Consider the following 16,538-nt stretch of genomic DNA (forward strand, 5'->3'; position numbering starts at 1 on the left):
ATGCCGCCAGCATCGGTTCGTAGTTAGGTACTCCCAGCCTACAGAAGGTATCGTGGTCTCAATGCACGTCGTCAGTATTAGCTCCCTTAAGGGTGGCGTTGGAAAAACAACGGTCACCCTCGGTTTGGCATCTGCTGCTTTCGCCGCCAACTTGCGCACACTTGTGGTTGATTTCGACCCACAATCTGACGTATCAACTGGTCTTGGCGTTGACACACGTGATCACCTCAATGTTGCTGATGTTTTGGCTAACCCCAAGCTCAAAACGGTTCGCCAGGCTATTGCACCTGCCGGATGGTCAGCACCAGGACATGCCCCCATCGATGTCATGATTGGTAGCCCATCTGCGGTGAACTTTGACGGACCACACCCCACTGCCCGTGAAGTGTGGCGACTAGAAGAGGCTCTGGCGACTGTAGAGGACGAATACGACCTCGTACTCATCGACTGTGCTCCGAGCCTTAATGCACTCACTAGAACCGCGTGGGCGGCTTCTGACCGCGTTGTGGTGGTCACTGAACCCGGTTTGTTCTCAGTCGCAGCTGCAGACCGCGCTCTGCGCGCTATTGAAGAGGTTAGACGGGGTCTGAGCCCTCGACTACAACCCCTCGGTTTGATCATCAACCGTGTTCGCGCACAATCACTTGAACATCAGTTCCGTATTCAGGAATTACGCGACATGTTTGGTCCACTTGTACTTCAGCCACAGCTACCTGAACGCACCTCGCTTCAGCAGGCACAGGGTGCCGCTCGCCCCGTTCACGCATGGCCAGGTGAGGCAGCAGCTGATATGGCGAAGAACTTTGACCAACTCTTGAACCGCATATCTCGTGCGGGCAAGATCGGCGAGTACGCACCTCAAGCCTAGTTTTCACGCAAGAATGCCCCTGCAATCGCAGGGGCATTCTTCTTTTAAGACAATTATGTGAGGATCTAGCCGACCTTACGAGCTCGACGAGCAGCAAGTTCATCAGAGGCATCAGCAGTAACCGAAGTTATTTCGACCAGGCTGTTTTCTACCTCGCGAAGCACTTTGCCAATCGCAATGCCGAATACGCCCTGACCACGGCTGACCAGGTCAATAACCTCATCATTGGTGGTGCACAGATAAATGCTTGCACCATCGCTCATCAACGTGGTCTGAGCAAGATCGTAGATACCTGCTGAACGAAGCTGATCAACGGCTGCACGAATCTGCTGGAGCGAAATACCAGTGTCAAGCAAACGCTTGACCAGCTTGAGTACCAAGATGTCACGGAAACCATACAAACGCTGCGAGCCTGAACCTGAGGCATCACGAACTGTAGGGACTACCAATTCGGTACGTGCCCAGTAGTCGAGCTGGCGGTATGTGATGCCGGCAGCCTTAGCAGCCTCTGCACCTCGGTAGCCTGCGTTCTCGTCGCGTTCAGGCATGCCGTCGCTGAACAAGACATCTAGCTCGTAGCGAGATTCTTCGCTGCGGTTCAGTTCGTTCATTTCCGGCCCTTACTAGAAGCAACAACCTTAAAGTTCAAGTTGTTGTTGAAAGTTTGTATCCCCAAACTTACAGACAGTTTTTAATCGTGTCTGGGATTTAAAGCATCACACGGCCTTTCGGCGTGTCGCAATCTTGGATTTATCGAGACTGCTGAGTGATAACTTGACGCAGCATCTGAGATCGAACAACCTCGATGTGGCGTGAAATCTCATGTGCACGTTCGATAGAGCGCGCGTGGCTAGCGGCATCCTGACGGTGGCTTACTGGAACGAGCGCGCGCTCAATGAGCGAGTATTCACGTTCAGCAGCAGCACGCATGGTGCGCAGGTGACGAGGTTCAATACCTGAGCGCTGAAGTTCTACCAACGCAGTAAAGACCACAATGTGCTCTTCGCCATACGAATCAGCAGGCTCAAGCATTCCTGCCGAGACGGCATCCTGAAGCAGGTTCATACTGGCACCACATGCACGAACAAACTCTTCACGGGTGTAACGAGTGGGAGTTGCAAGTAGCGAGTCGGCAGAAAGACTCTGCGCGCTTGGAAGAGCTGGAGTGTTTCCTGCATCTATCTCATCGAGGTGAGTACGAATCACCTTCAAAGGAAGGTAGTGATCACGCTGCATAGTCAGAATGAGTCGAAGGCGATCGACGTGTTCCACAGAGAACTTGCGGTAACCAGAAGGAGTGCGCTCTGGTGTGATCAGACCTTGTTCTTCAAGAAAGCGAAGTTTTGAAGGTGTGAGATCAGGAAAATCTGGAGAAACTTTTGCCAGAACTTGACCGATGCTAAGCAGGCCACGAGTAATTGGTGCCTTACGAGCTGTTGTTGCCATTACGCAGATGCACCTCGAGCCAGATCTACACGCGAAGCAAAGAAGGTGAGGTGGAATTTGCCAACCTGGACTTCATCGCCATCTTTCAAAGCATGGCGTTCCACGCGTTCTCCTTCGTAATAGGTGCCGTTGAGCGATGCAAGATCGCGCACTTCGAATTCAGTTCCAGTACGACGGAACTCGGAGTGACGCCGTGAGACAGTCACATCATCCAAGAATATGTCTGAGTCGGGGTGGCGACCGCAGGTGGTTACGTCGACATCAAGAAGAAAGCGTGCTCCCTGGCTTGGTCCACGACGAACGATGAGCAGTGCATTGCCACTCGGCAACGAAGCAATAGCTTCCTGTTCTTCAGGAGTGACATCTACAGCTTCGAGTGCTTTAACCTGCTCCAGGAAAGACTGTGAGAAAGTCGCTGTTTGATCGGGACTTGGGGTCGATACGGGGACGTCTGAGGCATCATTGCCAGCGAGTGAATCGTTCACTTTTCCCCTTTCGTACTTCACCACATTAGTGGACTTTTTCCCAACGCAAAATACGAGACTTTTTAAGACCTCCCAGCGGAAATAGTTGCCTGAAAATTTGACAAGGGAGTAGTCCCTTAGCTTGAAAATCCGGGAAAACACGAACACAGGTAGACTAAAGACATCTTGTGAACGATTTGTTTCGCTCCCTGCGTCGATAGAACGCTTCCCTCACCGTAACCGGTTGACATTTTTCTTCGGCGAACGGATGCATCTACTGATGCCTTCGCCATACGTCCCGGTTCATAGAAGAGCTCTGAGTAGCGCATTGTGTTGCGCACTCATGATTCTTCTACCTGTGACTTCAACTAAAGGTAAACCGATGTCTGACAAGACTTTTGCATCATTGGGTGTTCCAACCCCCATCATTACGGCCTTGACCGCTTCCGGCATTGATACTCCCTTCCCCATACAAATCGACACATTGCCCGACACACTCTCCGGAAGAGACGTTCTGGGTCGCGGAAAAACTGGTTCAGGTAAGACCCTGGCATTTAGCATCCCCATGGTGGCTCGTCTTGGCGGTGCCCTTGCCGGTGGACGTCGTCGCCCCGGTCGTCCACTCGGCCTCGTGCTCGCCCCCACCCGTGAATTAGCAACCCAAATCACCAACACGATGTCCCCGCTGGCAGATGCCTACAATCTCCGCGTCACCACCATCTTCGGTGGCATCTCACAAGCACGACAGGTGGCAGCACTCAAATCAGGTGTTGACATCGTCGTAGCAACCCCTGGCCGTCTGGAAGATTTGATGAAGCAGGGTTTCCTTCACCTTGACGCGATCGAGATCACCGTTTTAGACGAGGCTGACCACATGGCTGACCTGGGTTTCCTTCCGATCGTGACCAAGATCTTGAAGGCTACCCCTGTTGGCGGACAACGACTTCTCTTCTCAGCAACGCTTGATAATGGTGTTGACAAACTGGTAAATCAGTTCCTCCACAACGAAGTACTGCACTCAGTTGATGAAGCCAACTCCCCCGTTGCAGCCATGACTCACCATGTCTTTGAGACCAGTGGCAACGATGCCAAAAAAGAAGTGGTCTACAAACTTGCCTCAGGAACAGGGCGACGCATCTTGTTTATGCGAACAAAGCACCACGCGAAGAAACTTGCAAAAGCACTCACCGATGCAGGCATACCCGCGGTTGATTTGCACGGAAACCTCTCCCAACCCCAACGCGACCGTAACCTGGCCGCATTTGGTGAAGGTGCTGTCAACGTCTTGGTAGCTACCGACGTCGCAGCACGAGGTGTTCACGTCGACAACGTAGAACTTGTTATCCATGTTGATCCCCCGATGGAACACAAGGCATATCTCCACCGTTCAGGACGCACGGCACGAGCAGGTGCTGAAGGTGACGTGGTCACTATCTGCCTCCCAACCCAGCAACAGGATGTTGCTTCTCTTCTCAAAAAAGCTGACATCCAGGTTGTCCCTCAGAAAGTCAATGCAAACTCACCAGAAGTTCTTGAACTTGTGGGCGAAATTGCTCCGTATGTGAAACCAGCACCTCGAGAAGCAAAACCTCAAGGTGGCGGCGGAAAGTCCATGGGCGCAAACGCTCAAAGAAAACGTGCACTTCGAGAATCCCAAGGTCAACGACCACAGAAACTTACTCGTGAAGGAAAGCCAGCGCGAGATCGTTCTGGTCGCCCGCCAGCAAATGAGAATGGTGCACGTCGCACTGGTGCTCACAAGTCCAGCTCACAGGGTGGAGCACGTTCTTCGCAGCCTCGTACTGCTGGAGCCAGCCAACGCCAAAGAAGCGCTCGTCCTCAACAAGGACGCTAACTCAATAGATCACTTCACAATCAAGATATGGCTTTGCATTCACCACTGGGTGCGAAGCCTTTCTTGTTGGACCACGGCATCTAGATCTGCAAGCTTGCGCATTCCCGCAAGAGGTTGAGCCATTCGGTGGTTATTCCTGATCTTGGGTTCAACTCGGTGAAGGAATGCCCAATAGCCCGCAGTGAAGGGGCAGGCGTTCTCCCCCAGTCGTATTTTGGGATTGAAAGGACAACTCCGACAGAAATCGGTCATGGAGTTGATATAGGCACCACCTGAGGAATACGGCTTGGTCGCCACTAGTCCGCCATCTGCGTGTTGGCTCATCCCTATAACATTTGCCGGCATAACCCACGGGGTCCCATCAACAAAGGCATCAATGAACCAGTCATTGAGTTGTTGTGGGTTGTATCCACGTTGCAACGACCAGTTACCCAAAATCATCAGACGCTGAATGTGGTGGGCATAGCCACTATCTCCTACAGAAGTAAGAACGTGTTTCATGCAGGCTGCGTCCACACCTTGCCCGTCGAGCTTCCAAAATTCTTCTGGAACATCCTCGTTTGCTTCCAGAAAATTGTTGGTCTGGGCATAGTCTTGGCCAAGGTGCCAATACAAATGCCAGACCCAGTCACGCCAACCAGCAATTTGGCGCACAATAGCTTCGACGCTCCCTAATGGGGCATCCCCGTTCTCATAAGCTGCAACACATGCATCAATGACTTCCTGCGGATGCAACAGGCCTAAATTCATGGGGACACTGAGCTGAGAATGCGCCATCACATCATCGCCTTGCAGGCTGGCATCTTCGAACGGACCAAAGTCCATCAACCGTGTTTCAACAAAATCTTCTAGCGCCGCTAGTGCTTCCAGACGGGTTGCGGCAAAGCGCCGAGGACCATCGCGGCCCAGAAGGGTTATCTCACCCGCCTCACTCCACGCGGTGAGATCAGCTCGAACTTGAGCATCTATCTCGTCTTCGTGTGGCGCCCACGGGACGGGAAGTCCAAGGTTGGTTGCCCCCTTGGGCGGTGGTTGCCTATTGTCATGGTCATAGTTGTAGTGACCACCAGCCGGCTGTAGGCCTTCCATCAGGATGCCGGTGGAATCTCTCCAATGCCGGTAGTAATTTTCCAATTTCAAAGTTCCTGGCTTTTTTCCCTGCACCCAGACCGAGAAGAATTCTTCGCTACTGACAAAGCCACGACTAGGAACAACTGAAATACCTAGTTCGGCAGCTAATGCTCTGCTTCCCCAACTTGTTGGATTGACCATGTCAATTTCTTGGCCTGCCGCAATTTTGGGAATCAATACATCCCGATAGTGCTCAGCAGTGACATAAGTCACACGTTCACCCAGCTCAGCTTGCCGATGACGGAGAGCACTGAGAATCAAATGAGCTTTAGCCCAGTGATAAGGACGCCTCGAGAGAACTGCTTTTGCTTCAATCAGGAGGATTTCTCCCCCATCGTCAAAGTGCGGACCAAGCTGATCCGCCATCAGCCATCTCATCGAGTGCGAACTTCAGTACTGAGAGTCACGAGTCCCCCAAGTACAACGACAAGCCCCAGCCAACCAATTGGTGCAATGACCTCACCCACAACTGCAACAGCCATCACCACCGCAACGACAGGCTCAAACAAGGTATAGACAGCAGCACGAGAGGCAGGCATAGTGCCCAACCCAACTGCCAAGAGGAGATGCCCAACTGCGGTTGGGAACAAGATCAAATACGCCATCACTGGAATAGAGAGTGGTTGATTCTGAAATTGAGCTGGGTTAGCGATTACTAATACAACAAGGACAAGTATCAGCGGAACTGCTGAAACCAACTGAAGCGTTGAAATAACTGGACGGTGACCAATTCCTTGCGGACGATCCGCAGAAGGTTTCATCAACTTGTTCGCCATGTAGGTGTAGAGGGCATATGCGAAGCCAGCAAGTAGCGCTAAGGCTATTCCTAAAGTCACCATGGCCTGACCGCGAACGATAGCCCCACCGTCTTCGCCAAAGTTTCTGCCAGAGACCAACATGACACCGCCAGTAACGGTGATGGCCGTCGCCACCAGCCAGCGCCCGCTTGGTCTTTGTTTATCGACGGTCCATTCAATCAACCCAGCAAATAATGGAGCAGAACCAAGCGCAATGACATTGCCCAGAGCAACACCTGCCCAGCTCATGCCGATGTAGAAAACAGTGCTGTAGACAGCAAGACCGAGAGCCCCTAAAAGAACCAAAGGGATCGCACCAATGTTCTTCCAGGTCAGCCAGACCCCTGGCAAGGATGTGAGCCCCAGAATCAATCCACCAATCCCCATGGTGCTGGCACCAATGACCACAGGGTTTATGCCAGGAATGAAACTTGCCGCCATACCTGTCGTACCCCAGAAAGTACACGCAAGCAGTAACGCAACAACGCCCCCGCCGTAGCTGGCTCGGGGCGTTGTCGTCATAGCTTCAAGACTAGCGAGATGGGAACTTCGGTGGGTGCAAACCTGCGAGTTCCTGAATCACGCGAACAACCTGGTGGCTGTAGCCATACTCGTTGTCATACCAGACATACAAAATGATGTTCTTACCGTTAGCAATCGTTGCCAAACCGTCGACAATACCTGCGCGATTGGAACCAACGAAGTCGGTAGAAACAACCTCAGGTGACTCGATGTAATCAATCTGGTTACGCAGATTGGACTTCAAGGATGCATCTCGCAACACCTGATTGACGGTCGCACGATCAACAGACTTATTCAGCGTCAGGTTCAAGATAGCCATAGAAACATCTGGGGTTGGAACGCGAATAGCATTACCGGAGAGTTTTCCTTCAAGCTCAGGAAGCGCCTTCGAAACAGCCTTAGCTGCACCGGTTTCCGTGATCACCATGTTCATCGCAGCCGAGCGACCACGGCGGTCACCCTTGTGGAAGTTGTCGATGAGGTTTTGGTCGTTGGTGTAGGAGTGAACTGTCTCTACGTGACCGTATTCAACTCCATACTCATCGTTGATGACTTTGAGCACAGGAGTAATTGCGTTCGTGGTGCACGAGGCAGCGGTAATGATTGTGTCTTCGGGAGTTATCGTGTCGTGATTGATTCCGTAGACAACGTTTTTCAATGGGCTCTTACCGGGTGCGGTCAGAACCACACGAGAAATACCCTGTGCTTGAAGGTGCTGAGCAAGTCCAGGTTCATCACGCCAACGACCGGTGTTATCAACCAAGATTGCATCTTTGATGCCGTAAGCGGTGTAATCCACGGTGGTGGGATCTGAGGAGTAAATCACCTGAATGGGCTTGCCGTTAGCAATGATGAGGTTCTTTTCTTCATCAATGGTGATGGTGCCGTTGAAGGGGCCGTGAACCGAGTCGCGGCGAAGCAAGCTGGCACGCTTGGTGAGGTCTTTATCATCACCCTTACGAACAACAATTGCCTTGAGAACAGGCCCACGGCCATTCTCAGCATTGCCGAGAAGAATGCGGGCAAGTAGACGGCCAATGCGACCGAAACCGTAGAGAACAACATCTTTGGCATCTTCGGGTGATGCCGGGTGGCCGTTGCCAGCAACCGGGGCAAGAACTTCTGCAGCGAAGTCAGCGATGCTCTTTCCCGATTGTGCTTGCTCAGCAAGAATGCCTGCAACATTGATCGATGCTTGACCAGGGTTCAACGCCACAATTGCGTGAACAAGCTCGAGGGTGCGATTGATGTCGAGTTCTTGACCATCAACATGGCGGGCATAGCGGTGTGCTTTAACAATTTGCAGTGGTGAAGAGTTGATGAGGCGTCGGCCGTGAATCGACGTGACTACGCCATTGTCGCGATAGAGCGCACCAATCAACGGAATGAGCTGTTCAGCTACTGCTTGACGGTCGGTCCAGGTGGCGTCATTGTGTGGTGCCATAACCAGAGGTTCTCCCTTGAAACTGTTGAAAGTGTCTCATGCTTATCTCGAGCATGGGACGGGTGTATTCAGTTTGTACCGGGGACATCTACGTCTTCCGGGGAGGGAGTGATTCAAGCCTAATTCAGAAAAGGTGGAATATGTGGGAGTTACATTTATGTCTATGGAAATGTTTCAAGCACACGGTCGAACCGTCCTTGTCATCGGTGGCCTTGGTGGTCTTGGTCGAGGAATTTGTACTGGGTTTATTTCTGCAGGAGCAGATGTCATTGCTTTAGATACAGATAGTGAAAAGGAAACCCTTTATCGAGTAGAACTCGATGCCATGGAGTCACAACTCAGTGTTATTTGCGCGGATGCCACAACTCCCGAGGCATATGAACTCTGTCTTGAACACGTCGCAAGTCGAGGCAGCTGGATCGACACCGTCGTGGTGTGCGCAACGCCCCCGCAGTTCACAAAAGCTATCGAGGATTACGACTGGGATTACCACCAGCAGATGACTGAGGTTTTTCTGAAAATTCCATACCTTGCAACAAGAGCTCTATTACCAGCGATGAAAGAGCACTCTTTTGGTCGCATTATCAACATCACTTCAGAAGTTTTTGAGATGAGTGAACCTCATTCTTCGGCCTATGTTGCAGGCAAAGGTGCCCAAATTGGGTGGACTAGATCAATGGCTAAAGAACTTGCCCCGTTTGGAATCACTGTCAATCACGTAGCCCCAGGGTTCATTCCCGTGGAACGCCATCAGGACCTCCCTCAAGAAGTCTTTGACGATTACCTCGCAACTGTTCCTGCAAATCGTTTTGGAACTCCTGCGGATATCGGAAGTGCTTGTGTTTATTTCGCCAGCGCTGAAGCAGGTTTTGTCACAGGACAAACATTGATTGTCAACGGCGGTCGATCACCACACTAAAGCCGGTAAAACACTCTTTCCTGCGATTATTTCCTGAAGCGCTGATAACCTTGCTTAACCGTTAAGCACACATAGGAAATCATGTCTCAGGGAAACAACACAACTACCCTTACTCTCAAAGAAATAGCCAAAATAGCGGGGGTGTCTACAGCCGCTGTCTCCAACGCCCTCAATGAGACTGGTCGGATGTCCAAAGAGACTCGATCTCGAATTAAAGAACTTGCTCACCGATTGAATTATCGGCCCAATCATCGAGCGGCATCATTACGCACAGGCTTAACAAAAAACATCGGATTTGTGATGACCCTAGAAGAGGACCCTGATTCACGAGCAAGGTGGTCAGCATATAGCAGTGAATTGCTATACACCCTAGTTATAGCTGCAGAGAAACGCGGTTACACCGTATCCATAATTTCTGCGAGTAATCCCGATCAACTTACCTTGACTCAAATAGATCTTCTGTATTACTTGGACCCCTTCACAGATAATTTGCTGGTTTCTCGTGCGACAGAATTGGGAATTCCAATCCTCATGAACGATGACCCAACTAACTCAAGTGTTGCAATTCATATCAATACGGGTTTTGGGGAAATGACGCGGTCAGCACTGGACGCTTTGGCCGAAGCAGGGGCAACAAAAGTGGGATTACTCACTGAAATTCCAGGAATACCTTCTGATGAAATAGCTGAAAAAGTTTATCTAGAGTGGTGTGTAGAAAAACAGGTAGCTCCCATCATTCAGCGAGGCAACTACGGCCGAACTGACATTGTTGAACGAATTAACGATTTATTGAATTCTGGATGCGACGGAATTTATTCTTTCTATGAGGAAACTCCATCAATACTTGAAATTGCTGAGCAACGCGGAATAAGAATTCCTGAAGATCTCCAATTGATTGCGGCAACTATCAACAAAGCAGAAAATGACGCTCTGGGAGTATGTTCGACGGTTTTTCATCCCGAGGCTATTGCTGAAAATTGTATGGATGTCATCGTAGACATCACAAAAAACATGCAGAAAGCTCCAGTAACTGTAGATATTCCTTGGGAGTTTTCTTGGAACAATTCTTGTGTACGTAACGTGAGAAACTAGCCAGGACCGTTGGGAAGTAGTGGAACAACCCGGTGCTTGAGCTCAATCCCCTGCGCCCGGTAACTTCCACCCACAATCAAAATTGCGCCCAGAATTCCTAGCCAACCCAACATTTCAGCGCCAAGGAATACACCGATTACTACTGCCCAGATTGGCTCTGTGCCTAGTAACAAACTCACGCGTGCTGCTGAAGTTTTTCGAACTGCCCACAGTTGAACCAGGAAGGCAAAGACGGTGCATGCGGCAGCAAGGTAGGAAAGGTCTAACCAGTCTGCTGGAGTGAAGGTTGAGTAGCTCTTGATAACACCAGGAACATCTGCGGCAGTGAAGACCACAGCACACACCACTGTCTGAACAAACGTGACGCTGACTGAGCTATAGCTGTAGCCGGTTGTGAGCTGCCCCAGTGCAGTGACGTGAATACTTCTGACAATTGCAGCACCGAGCATGAGGGCATCACCCCAATTGGGTGCGTGAAAACCATTGCCTGAGACAAGCAACAACACACCGATCACGGCAACTACAGCAGCAATGAAATAACTTCTCGGCAACCATCGTTTGAGCCACAGTGATTCCAGAATGGGCGTAAACACAATCGTCATACTGATGATGAGTCCAGCATTTGTCGCACTAGTGAGTTTGACGCCCCAGGTTTCCAAACTCAAGATGCCAGCTTGGGTCAGGCCAAAAATGACACCAATCAAGAAACCCCGTCGATCAAGACTTTTGTTCTTGGTGAATAGCCACACCAGCAACATCATCAACGAGGCAAGGAGGAACCTGGCAGAAAGTATGGCAAAAACACTGCCATGTTCAGTAAGAACCTTGGTTGCGAGGTAACTGCTCCCCCAGACAACGGCAACTCCCAACAGGAGAATATCCGCTTGGTTTTTCTTCAGAAAATGCATCAGATCACACTGTTGACGTGCAAGGTCAGTGAATGCTCAGACCAGAAACTAACAATGTCACGGCGAGCACAGCAAATACGCCAGCAACAACAAATTCCATAGCGATTGTAAATCCGGGGGTGGTCATCACCTTGCGCATTGCAGAAGCACCAAAAACGAGTGCTGTTAACCACACCGCTGAGACTAGAACAAAGATGAGACACAGGAAGGAGAGCTGCAGTGCCGCGCTGTCAGATTTGCCCAGGAACTGAGGGAAGAAAGCAAGAAAGAAAATAAGAACTTTAGGGTTAGTCACATTGGTGAGATAACCCATGAGAAATGGCCCCGCTTTTCGCTTGGAACCTGCAGAGTCGATATCGACTGACTGAATTGTTCCCTCACGGTTCTGCCCAACCAGCTTGATACCCGCACGCAAAGACTGAATCGCCAGGAATAACAGGTATAGCGCACCGAGAATTTTCAGCCAGAAAAGGGCTCCCGGTGCCTTGGCGATGACCAGACCAACACCAGAGATGAGTAACAATGACAAAGTCAGGATGCCGGTATAGATTCCAAACATTGTGAGGAATCCATCCTTCTTTCCTCCCCGCAATGTCGATCGAAGCATCAAGAACGTATCTGCACCAGGAGAAAGAATGATTACCAGTGCAGAAATGATGAAGGCCGGTAGGACCGCGTAATCAAGCATTACTGTTCACTCTCTATTGCAGCGATAAGCGCCTCGACCACAATCGCATGGTCATCTTGCTGGGGAACACCACTAGCTACAACCGCACCTACGAAAGTATCCCCAACAAAGAGTGGGAATCCCCCACCATGGGCAGCATATTCTTCAGACAACCCCGTCTCGTGAAAGAAATCTTTACCCTGCGAAAGAAAGCGTTGACCTACCAAGAAAGACGGTTCACGGAAGTGGTAGACAGTCTTACGCTTGCGCTCAATCCAGTCATCATTTTCAGAACTCGTGCCAGGGCAGGCATAACGAAACACATGCTGATCCCCTAGGAACACAGAAACAGCTAAAGGCCAATTCCGTTCTTCTGCACGTGCTGCCAGATCCATTCCCAACGCCAACGCGTCTTCGTGTCTCAGTGACGTAAATCTCAGCAGTGCTAGCTGCGATTCGAGTTCAGCTACATCAGCAAGTAGCTCTGGGGTCTCTGACATAAAAAGGGGCTCTACTGTGAAGAAGAACCGATAATGGCGTCTACGTCGATCTCTACCAGCATGTCTGGAGCAGCAAGCGCTGAGACTTCGACAGCTGTTGCTGCAGGTCGAATCTCCCCAAAGAATTCACCGTGGACTTTGCCCACAGCATCGAAGTCCGCGATGTTGGTGAGGTAAATGCGGGTGCGAACCACATCACCAAAAGTCGCTCCAGCCTGTTCTAGCGCTACTGCAAGTCGTTTGAAGATTTCTCGAGTTTGAGCTGCTGGATCAGAACCACCAATTGCACCTTCAGGTGCTCCAGCGGTTGTTCCCGCAATAAAGACAAAATCTCCCGCACGTACAGCACGGGAGTAGCCCACAACAGGCTCATAGACGGATCCAGAAGAAATCAGAGTGCGCTCATAGGTCATAACACCAGCCTAGGCGCACACTGGTCTACTCCGGGTTACTTCTTGGTGCGTCCCCATTCATCTAGAGGGAGTTGGTCCTCAAGATGCACAATCTCATCACGTGGGCAAAACAACACAACATCCCGTGTGCTTCGATCGAAGAAGTGATCTGACATGGGTTCATTACACAGCGGACATAGCGCTTGCGTGGTTTGTTCCAATGCAGGTTGGTATGGTCCTAAATCTGCTGGACCAAGGAAGGGATATAGCTTTTCATTCATCCAGTCGTAGAAGCGCATGAATGCGCCGTCAGCACGTCCATTTTCATCTCGATGTGTATTCATGCCACCGAGAGTACGCCTATTGTCTGCGCTCAAGAGCACATCACAGCAAAGTCACAGCATGTGGGGATTTAACGACAAGACCGCCCCTCACCGACAAGGGGCGGTCTGTGTTGTGTTTCGAAGAGAGCTACTTATGCCTTACCTGCAGCAGTAGCCGAAGGGACCTCAATGAGGCGACCAGTAACAACGTCATAGATGTAGCCATAGACAGGAATACCTGCAGGAACGAGCGGGTGTGCCTTGATCCTTGCAACGTCCTCGGTCACGGACTGTGCTTGGTCCGAAATGGTGAGCCAGTCAATGTACTTTGCCTCAGCAGAACCTGGACCTGTTCCGACGTCATAGAAGCCTTCAGAGCCTAATGCAGCAGTCTCGAGGCTGTTGGCCAATAGGCCACGAATGACCTCGTCAGTGAAGAATTCCATACCGCAGTTGGAGTGGTGAATGACAAACCATTCCTTGGTTCCCAACAGCTTGTATGAAATAACAAGTGAACGGATAGCGTCATCAGATGCGCGGCCACCAGCGTTACGGATGACGTGAGCATCACCCTCGCTCAGACCTGCATACTTAGCTGGATCCAGTCGAGCATCCATGCAAGTCAAAATGGCAAAACCTCGAGCTGGGGGAAGATCTAGCTCACCCTTTGCCCCAAAATCAGCTGCGTACGCCTCGTTCGCTGCAAGAACTTCTTTGAGTACAGACATTTTCGATACCTCGTGAGTTGTGAAGAATTTCGGAAGTTTTCTTCCGATTTCTGCAACGGTATTGAAATCTGAATTGTTACGTCGCTTTATGAACTTTTTTGAACAATTAAGACAGCTAAATCGGCAATTATTACGACGTGGAGTTCACAAAAAACGTGCCAGGTGCGAACACGGGGCACGTTTTATTGAGCAGTCATATGAAACCGCTTAGGTGAGGAATTCCTCGTTAGCAGCACTTCTTTGTTGCGTGAACGTGGTGAGAAAGTTCCTTATGTTCGCTGGGATCCATTACTTCTACCTGTTCCATAAAGGCATCGAGATCAATCTTCTTACCGCCAACCCAGGTTCCCTTGACTTTAACTTGCTCGGTGAGCTTGTGCAGGTCGGCTAGATATGGATCAAAAGAAAGCTCGACGAAGTCAGCAAGCTTGCCCACTTCAATGGAACCGATTTCGTGATCACGACCGAGCATGTGTGCAGCGTTAACGGTGTGAGCCTTGATTGCGTCATCCAAGCTGATTGCTTGGTTGGCGCCATGAACTTTTCCTGAAGCGGTCTGGCGGGTAGTCATTGCCTGCCAGTTCAGCAGAGGAATGGGTGGACTCACAGCACCGTCGTTGTGGAACGAGACCACTGCACCGGAACGGAAGGCGTCACCAACAGATTGCCACTGCGAACCTAGCTCGGAAGGGAACATTTCGCCGTCGAGCTTGTCACCCCAGTAAATGAACTGGAAGGGACTCATAGAAAGTCCAACGCCCAATCGTGCTGCACGCTCAAACTGATCACCACGACATGCACCCAAGTGCTCGATACGCCAGCGGTGATCAGTGCCCAGAAGGTTGTGCTTGCTCAGTGCATGCTCATATGCGTCAAGAACAATATCCATGCCCACATCGCCGTTGCAGTGGAAGGCCATCTGATAACCGCTGGGGACGAGCTTGTCCAAAATCTGGTCAAGCTGCGCACGGGTGTAGTTCATTTCACCCTCACCACCGGGACCAATCTTGATTGCAGCGTTGCGAGTGGTGTCATTGTCGAGGTAGGGGAAGGAGGCGGCAATAGTGCCCACCCAGGGAGAGCCATCAGCCCAGAGCTTGATGCCTTGCTTCCTGAGCTTGTTCTCGGGGACCGGAGTCTGTACTGGCTGATCGCAATCAGGCTCAAAACTCATGTGGTACAGCGAAATGCGCAGAGGACTGTCAGGTGCCATCGCCATAGCAACGTAAGCCTTGAGTTGGTTGCCTTGGTATGTGTGTTCTGAACTTGAGGTGATTCCATTAGATGCCATGAGCTTGTACCACTCTGCAACAGGCTTGAGAGGGTGCTGCGCTAATGCGGCAAGGACATGAGATCCAGCGATCAGTAATGCTCCTACTTCGTAGGCACGACCATTAGAAGTTCCATCCTCATTACGACCGAAGCTCGCGCCCACTGGGTCAGCTGGAGGCTTGCCATCAACCCACCCGAGAGCCTTGATGTTTGCTGTGTTGAAGTAGGCTTCGTGACCCGAGTTATCCATGACCACGACAGGGCGGTCCGGGAAGAACACATCAAGGTCGGTGTTTGTGAGCTCAGGAGCACCGTGAAGAATTCGGTCCAAGCCGTTGAACATCAGTGGAACACCTGCTGGGGTTTCCTTTTCCATTTTCTGAAAGTAAGCAGTGACATCGGCATAAGTTGGAAAACCAACATATGGTGCAATCCAGTGGGCTGGTTCCTGGGTCGAAAGACCGCTGAGTGCTGGGTGGTTGTGAGGATCAATCAGGCCAGGCATCAAGACGGTGTCACCAAGATCCCTCACAGCAACACCAGAATTCGCCGCCTGAATATCGGCAAACGCTCCCACTGCGGCAATCGTGCCAGCAGCACTGTCAACAGCGACAGCTTCAGCTCGAGGATTGTGGGGGTCCATCGTGATAATGGAAGACGCTTTGATGATCAGGTCAACAGCCATGAAAAATACTCCTAAATTTACGAAACACCATAAGGATGGACTATCTGTCTAATTCCGTGACTTCAGACTATGCCGTTTGTCGCGAAAACCCCAGAGGCGCAACAGTGACAAGCCTGTAGGTCGTGAGTGAGTTACCGCAGAATTCTTTCTATGGCTTTTCCGTGTGCCAATTCATCAACCAATTTGTCCATGTAACGAATGTTGCGCATCAGCGGATCTTCCACTTCCTGAACTTTCACACCACAGACAGTTCCTGTAATAAGAACAACATTGGGATGGACGTGAACGTGTTCAAAGAACTCTTGAAGGCTCTCACCTGAAGAAATAGCGGCATCGAGCTGTGTGCCGGTGAGATTAGTCTGCCATGACAGCACGGTTCGAAGTTCTGTTTCGGACCGACCTTTGTTCTGAACCTTCGTAACGTAGAGCGGATAGAGCTCTGAAAAGGGCATCGCGAACAAGCGCTGCATATTTGCAAGCTGACGCGGTGTCATCTGATCTGTTTTCATGAGCGTCCACTCGAGA

The 16,538-nt window shown here is 50.9% G+C and carries 18 protein-coding genes; 4 read left to right on the forward strand and 14 right to left on the reverse strand.

The genetic code is table 11. From position 1 onward, the window contains the following. The first annotated feature begins 61 nt into the window (after positions 1–61). The gene (locus M2120_RS02325) at positions 62–868 is read left to right on the forward strand and encodes a ParA family protein (RefSeq protein WP_280797116.1); all 807 of its coding nucleotides are present in this window, start codon (positions 62–64) and stop codon (positions 866–868) included. 65 nt (positions 869–933) lie between these two features. On the opposite strand, the gene M2120_RS02330 is transcribed toward M2120_RS02325, so the two are convergent. The 3 genes from M2120_RS02330 to M2120_RS02340 all read right to left on the reverse strand — a co-directional run bounded on the left by M2120_RS02330 (position 934) and on the right by M2120_RS02340 (position 2,799). Next, positions 934–1,479 carry a MerR family transcriptional regulator gene (locus M2120_RS02330; RefSeq protein WP_280797117.1) on the reverse strand — a complete coding sequence of 182 codons (546 nt, stop codon included), beginning with the start codon at positions 1,477–1,479 and terminating at the stop codon, positions 934–936. Positions 1,480–1,618: 139 nt separating this feature from the next. Further along, the gene (ftsR, locus tag M2120_RS02335) at positions 1,619–2,314 is read right to left on the reverse strand and encodes a transcriptional regulator FtsR (protein WP_280797118.1); all 696 of its coding nucleotides are present in this window, start codon (positions 2,312–2,314) and stop codon (positions 1,619–1,621) included. Next, positions 2,314–2,799: an FHA domain-containing protein gene (locus M2120_RS02340; protein ID WP_280797119.1), complete on the reverse strand. Its 486-nt coding sequence runs from the start codon at positions 2,797–2,799 to the stop codon at positions 2,314–2,316. Before M2120_RS02340 ends, ftsR begins: the two co-directional genes overlap by 1 nt. Before the next feature lie 361 nt (positions 2,800–3,160). Between M2120_RS02340 and M2120_RS02345 the strand changes: the two genes are divergently transcribed. Then, positions 3,161–4,633, forward strand: coding sequence for a DEAD/DEAH box helicase (locus tag M2120_RS02345; protein ID WP_280797120.1), 1,473 nt, complete (start codon positions 3,161–3,163; stop codon positions 4,631–4,633). A gap of 39 nt (positions 4,634–4,672) precedes the next feature. Here M2120_RS02345 and M2120_RS02350 read toward each other — a convergent pair whose 3' ends face one another. From M2120_RS02350 to M2120_RS02360, 3 genes are read right to left on the reverse strand one after another with little or no spacing between them, the layout of a single operon-like run. After that, positions 4,673–6,130: a cryptochrome/photolyase family protein gene (locus tag M2120_RS02350; RefSeq protein ID WP_280797121.1), complete on the reverse strand. Its 1,458-nt coding sequence runs from the start codon at positions 6,128–6,130 to the stop codon at positions 4,673–4,675. 8 nt (positions 6,131–6,138) lie between these two features. Beyond that, positions 6,139–7,083, reverse strand: coding sequence for a DMT family transporter (locus M2120_RS02355; protein WP_280797122.1), 945 nt, complete (start codon positions 7,081–7,083; stop codon positions 6,139–6,141). 10 nt (positions 7,084–7,093) lie between these two features. After that, a complete protein-coding gene (locus M2120_RS02360; RefSeq protein WP_280797123.1) occupies positions 7,094–8,527 on the reverse strand; it encodes a glyceraldehyde-3-phosphate dehydrogenase in 1,434 nt (477 codons plus the stop codon). Between the two features lie 163 nt (positions 8,528–8,690). Between M2120_RS02360 and M2120_RS02365 the strand changes: the two genes are divergently transcribed. Then, positions 8,691–9,446: an SDR family NAD(P)-dependent oxidoreductase gene (locus M2120_RS02365; protein ID WP_280797124.1), complete on the forward strand. Its 756-nt coding sequence runs from the start codon at positions 8,691–8,693 to the stop codon at positions 9,444–9,446. Between the two features lie 81 nt (positions 9,447–9,527). Beyond that, the gene (locus M2120_RS02370; protein WP_280797125.1) at positions 9,528–10,538 is read left to right on the forward strand and encodes a LacI family DNA-binding transcriptional regulator; all 1,011 of its coding nucleotides are present in this window, start codon (positions 9,528–9,530) and stop codon (positions 10,536–10,538) included. On the opposite strand, the gene M2120_RS02375 is transcribed toward M2120_RS02370, so the two are convergent. The 8 genes from M2120_RS02375 to M2120_RS02410 all read right to left on the reverse strand — a co-directional run bounded on the left by M2120_RS02375 (position 10,535) and on the right by M2120_RS02410 (position 16,522). Next, on the reverse strand, positions 10,535–11,446 hold the full coding sequence (locus M2120_RS02375) for a DMT family transporter (RefSeq protein ID WP_280797126.1): 912 nt from the start codon (positions 11,444–11,446) through the stop codon (positions 10,535–10,537). The two genes, M2120_RS02370 and M2120_RS02375, sit on opposite strands and share 4 nt — an antisense overlap. A 25-nt stretch (positions 11,447–11,471) precedes the next feature. Then, positions 11,472–12,134 (reverse strand): LysE family translocator, encoded by a 663-nt coding sequence (locus M2120_RS02380; RefSeq protein WP_280797127.1) that lies wholly within the window; start codon positions 12,132–12,134, stop codon positions 11,472–11,474. After that, positions 12,134–12,613: a heme-degrading domain-containing protein gene (locus M2120_RS02385; protein ID WP_280797128.1), complete on the reverse strand. Its 480-nt coding sequence runs from the start codon at positions 12,611–12,613 to the stop codon at positions 12,134–12,136. The genes M2120_RS02380 and M2120_RS02385 overlap by 1 nt, the downstream gene beginning before the upstream one ends. 11 nt (positions 12,614–12,624) lie before the next feature. Then, positions 12,625–13,026, reverse strand: a complete 402-nt coding sequence (locus tag M2120_RS02390; protein ID WP_280797129.1) for a RidA family protein — start codon at positions 13,024–13,026, stop codon at positions 12,625–12,627. Positions 13,027–13,061: 35 nt separating this feature from the next. Then, positions 13,062–13,349 (reverse strand): hypothetical protein, encoded by a 288-nt coding sequence (locus M2120_RS02395; RefSeq protein WP_280797130.1) that lies wholly within the window; start codon positions 13,347–13,349, stop codon positions 13,062–13,064. 131 nt (positions 13,350–13,480) lie between these two features. Next, complete coding sequence (locus tag M2120_RS02400; RefSeq protein ID WP_280797131.1) at positions 13,481–14,056, reverse strand: beta-class carbonic anhydrase; 576 nt, start codon at positions 14,054–14,056, stop codon at positions 13,481–13,483. A 226-nt stretch (positions 14,057–14,282) separates the two neighbouring features. After that, entirely contained in the window at positions 14,283–16,013 is a 1,731-nt protein-coding gene (locus tag M2120_RS02405; RefSeq protein WP_280797132.1) for an amidohydrolase, read from the reverse strand. Between the two features lie 131 nt (positions 16,014–16,144). Further along, positions 16,145–16,522: a DUF2200 family protein gene (locus tag M2120_RS02410; RefSeq protein WP_280797133.1), complete on the reverse strand. Its 378-nt coding sequence runs from the start codon at positions 16,520–16,522 to the stop codon at positions 16,145–16,147. Positions 16,523–16,538: the final 16 nt, after the last annotated feature.

It is taken from the genome of Aurantimicrobium minutum (assembly GCF_029893825.1).
Lineage (GTDB): Bacteria > Actinomycetota > Actinomycetes > Actinomycetales > Microbacteriaceae > Aurantimicrobium > Aurantimicrobium minutum_C.

Bases quoted from the DNA above. Each gene is read 5' to 3' on its own strand.
- M2120_RS02410 (WP_280797133.1), bottom strand. From the start codon at position 16,522: ATGAAAACAGATCAGATGACACCGCGTCAGCTTGCAAATATGCAGCGC.
- M2120_RS02365 (WP_280797124.1), top strand. From the start codon at position 8,691: ATGGAAATGTTTCAAGCACACGGTCGAACCGTCCTTGTCATCGGTGGC.
- M2120_RS02345 (WP_280797120.1), top strand. From the start codon at position 3,161: ATGTCTGACAAGACTTTTGCATCATTGGGTGTTCCAACCCCCATCATT.
- ftsR (WP_280797118.1), bottom strand. From the start codon at position 2,314: ATGGCAACAACAGCTCGTAAGGCACCAATTACTCGTGGCCTGCTTAGC.
- M2120_RS02330 (WP_280797117.1), bottom strand. From the start codon at position 1,479: ATGAACGAACTGAACCGCAGCGAAGAATCTCGCTACGAGCTAGATGTC.
- M2120_RS02325 (WP_280797116.1), top strand. From the start codon at position 62: ATGCACGTCGTCAGTATTAGCTCCCTTAAGGGTGGCGTTGGAAAAACA.
- M2120_RS02355 (WP_280797122.1), bottom strand. From the start codon at position 7,083: ATGACGACAACGCCCCGAGCCAGCTACGGCGGGGGCGTTGTTGCGTTA.
- M2120_RS02405 (WP_280797132.1), bottom strand. From the start codon at position 16,013: ATGGCTGTTGACCTGATCATCAAAGCGTCTTCCATTATCACGATGGAC.
- M2120_RS02385 (WP_280797128.1), bottom strand. From the start codon at position 12,613: ATGTCAGAGACCCCAGAGCTACTTGCTGATGTAGCTGAACTCGAATCG.
- M2120_RS02360 (WP_280797123.1), bottom strand. From the start codon at position 8,527: ATGGCACCACACAATGACGCCACCTGGACCGACCGTCAAGCAGTAGCT.
- M2120_RS02390 (WP_280797129.1), bottom strand. From the start codon at position 13,026: ATGACCTATGAGCGCACTCTGATTTCTTCTGGATCCGTCTATGAGCCT.
- M2120_RS02395 (WP_280797130.1), bottom strand. From the start codon at position 13,349: ATGAATACACATCGAGATGAAAATGGACGTGCTGACGGCGCATTCATG.
- M2120_RS02375 (WP_280797126.1), bottom strand. From the start codon at position 11,446: ATGCATTTTCTGAAGAAAAACCAAGCGGATATTCTCCTGTTGGGAGTT.
- M2120_RS02350 (WP_280797121.1), bottom strand. From the start codon at position 6,130: ATGGCGGATCAGCTTGGTCCGCACTTTGACGATGGGGGAGAAATCCTC.
- M2120_RS02380 (WP_280797127.1), bottom strand. From the start codon at position 12,134: ATGCTTGATTACGCGGTCCTACCGGCCTTCATCATTTCTGCACTGGTA.
- M2120_RS02400 (WP_280797131.1), bottom strand. From the start codon at position 14,056: ATGTCTGTACTCAAAGAAGTTCTTGCAGCGAACGAGGCGTACGCAGCT.
- M2120_RS02370 (WP_280797125.1), top strand. From the start codon at position 9,528: ATGTCTCAGGGAAACAACACAACTACCCTTACTCTCAAAGAAATAGCC.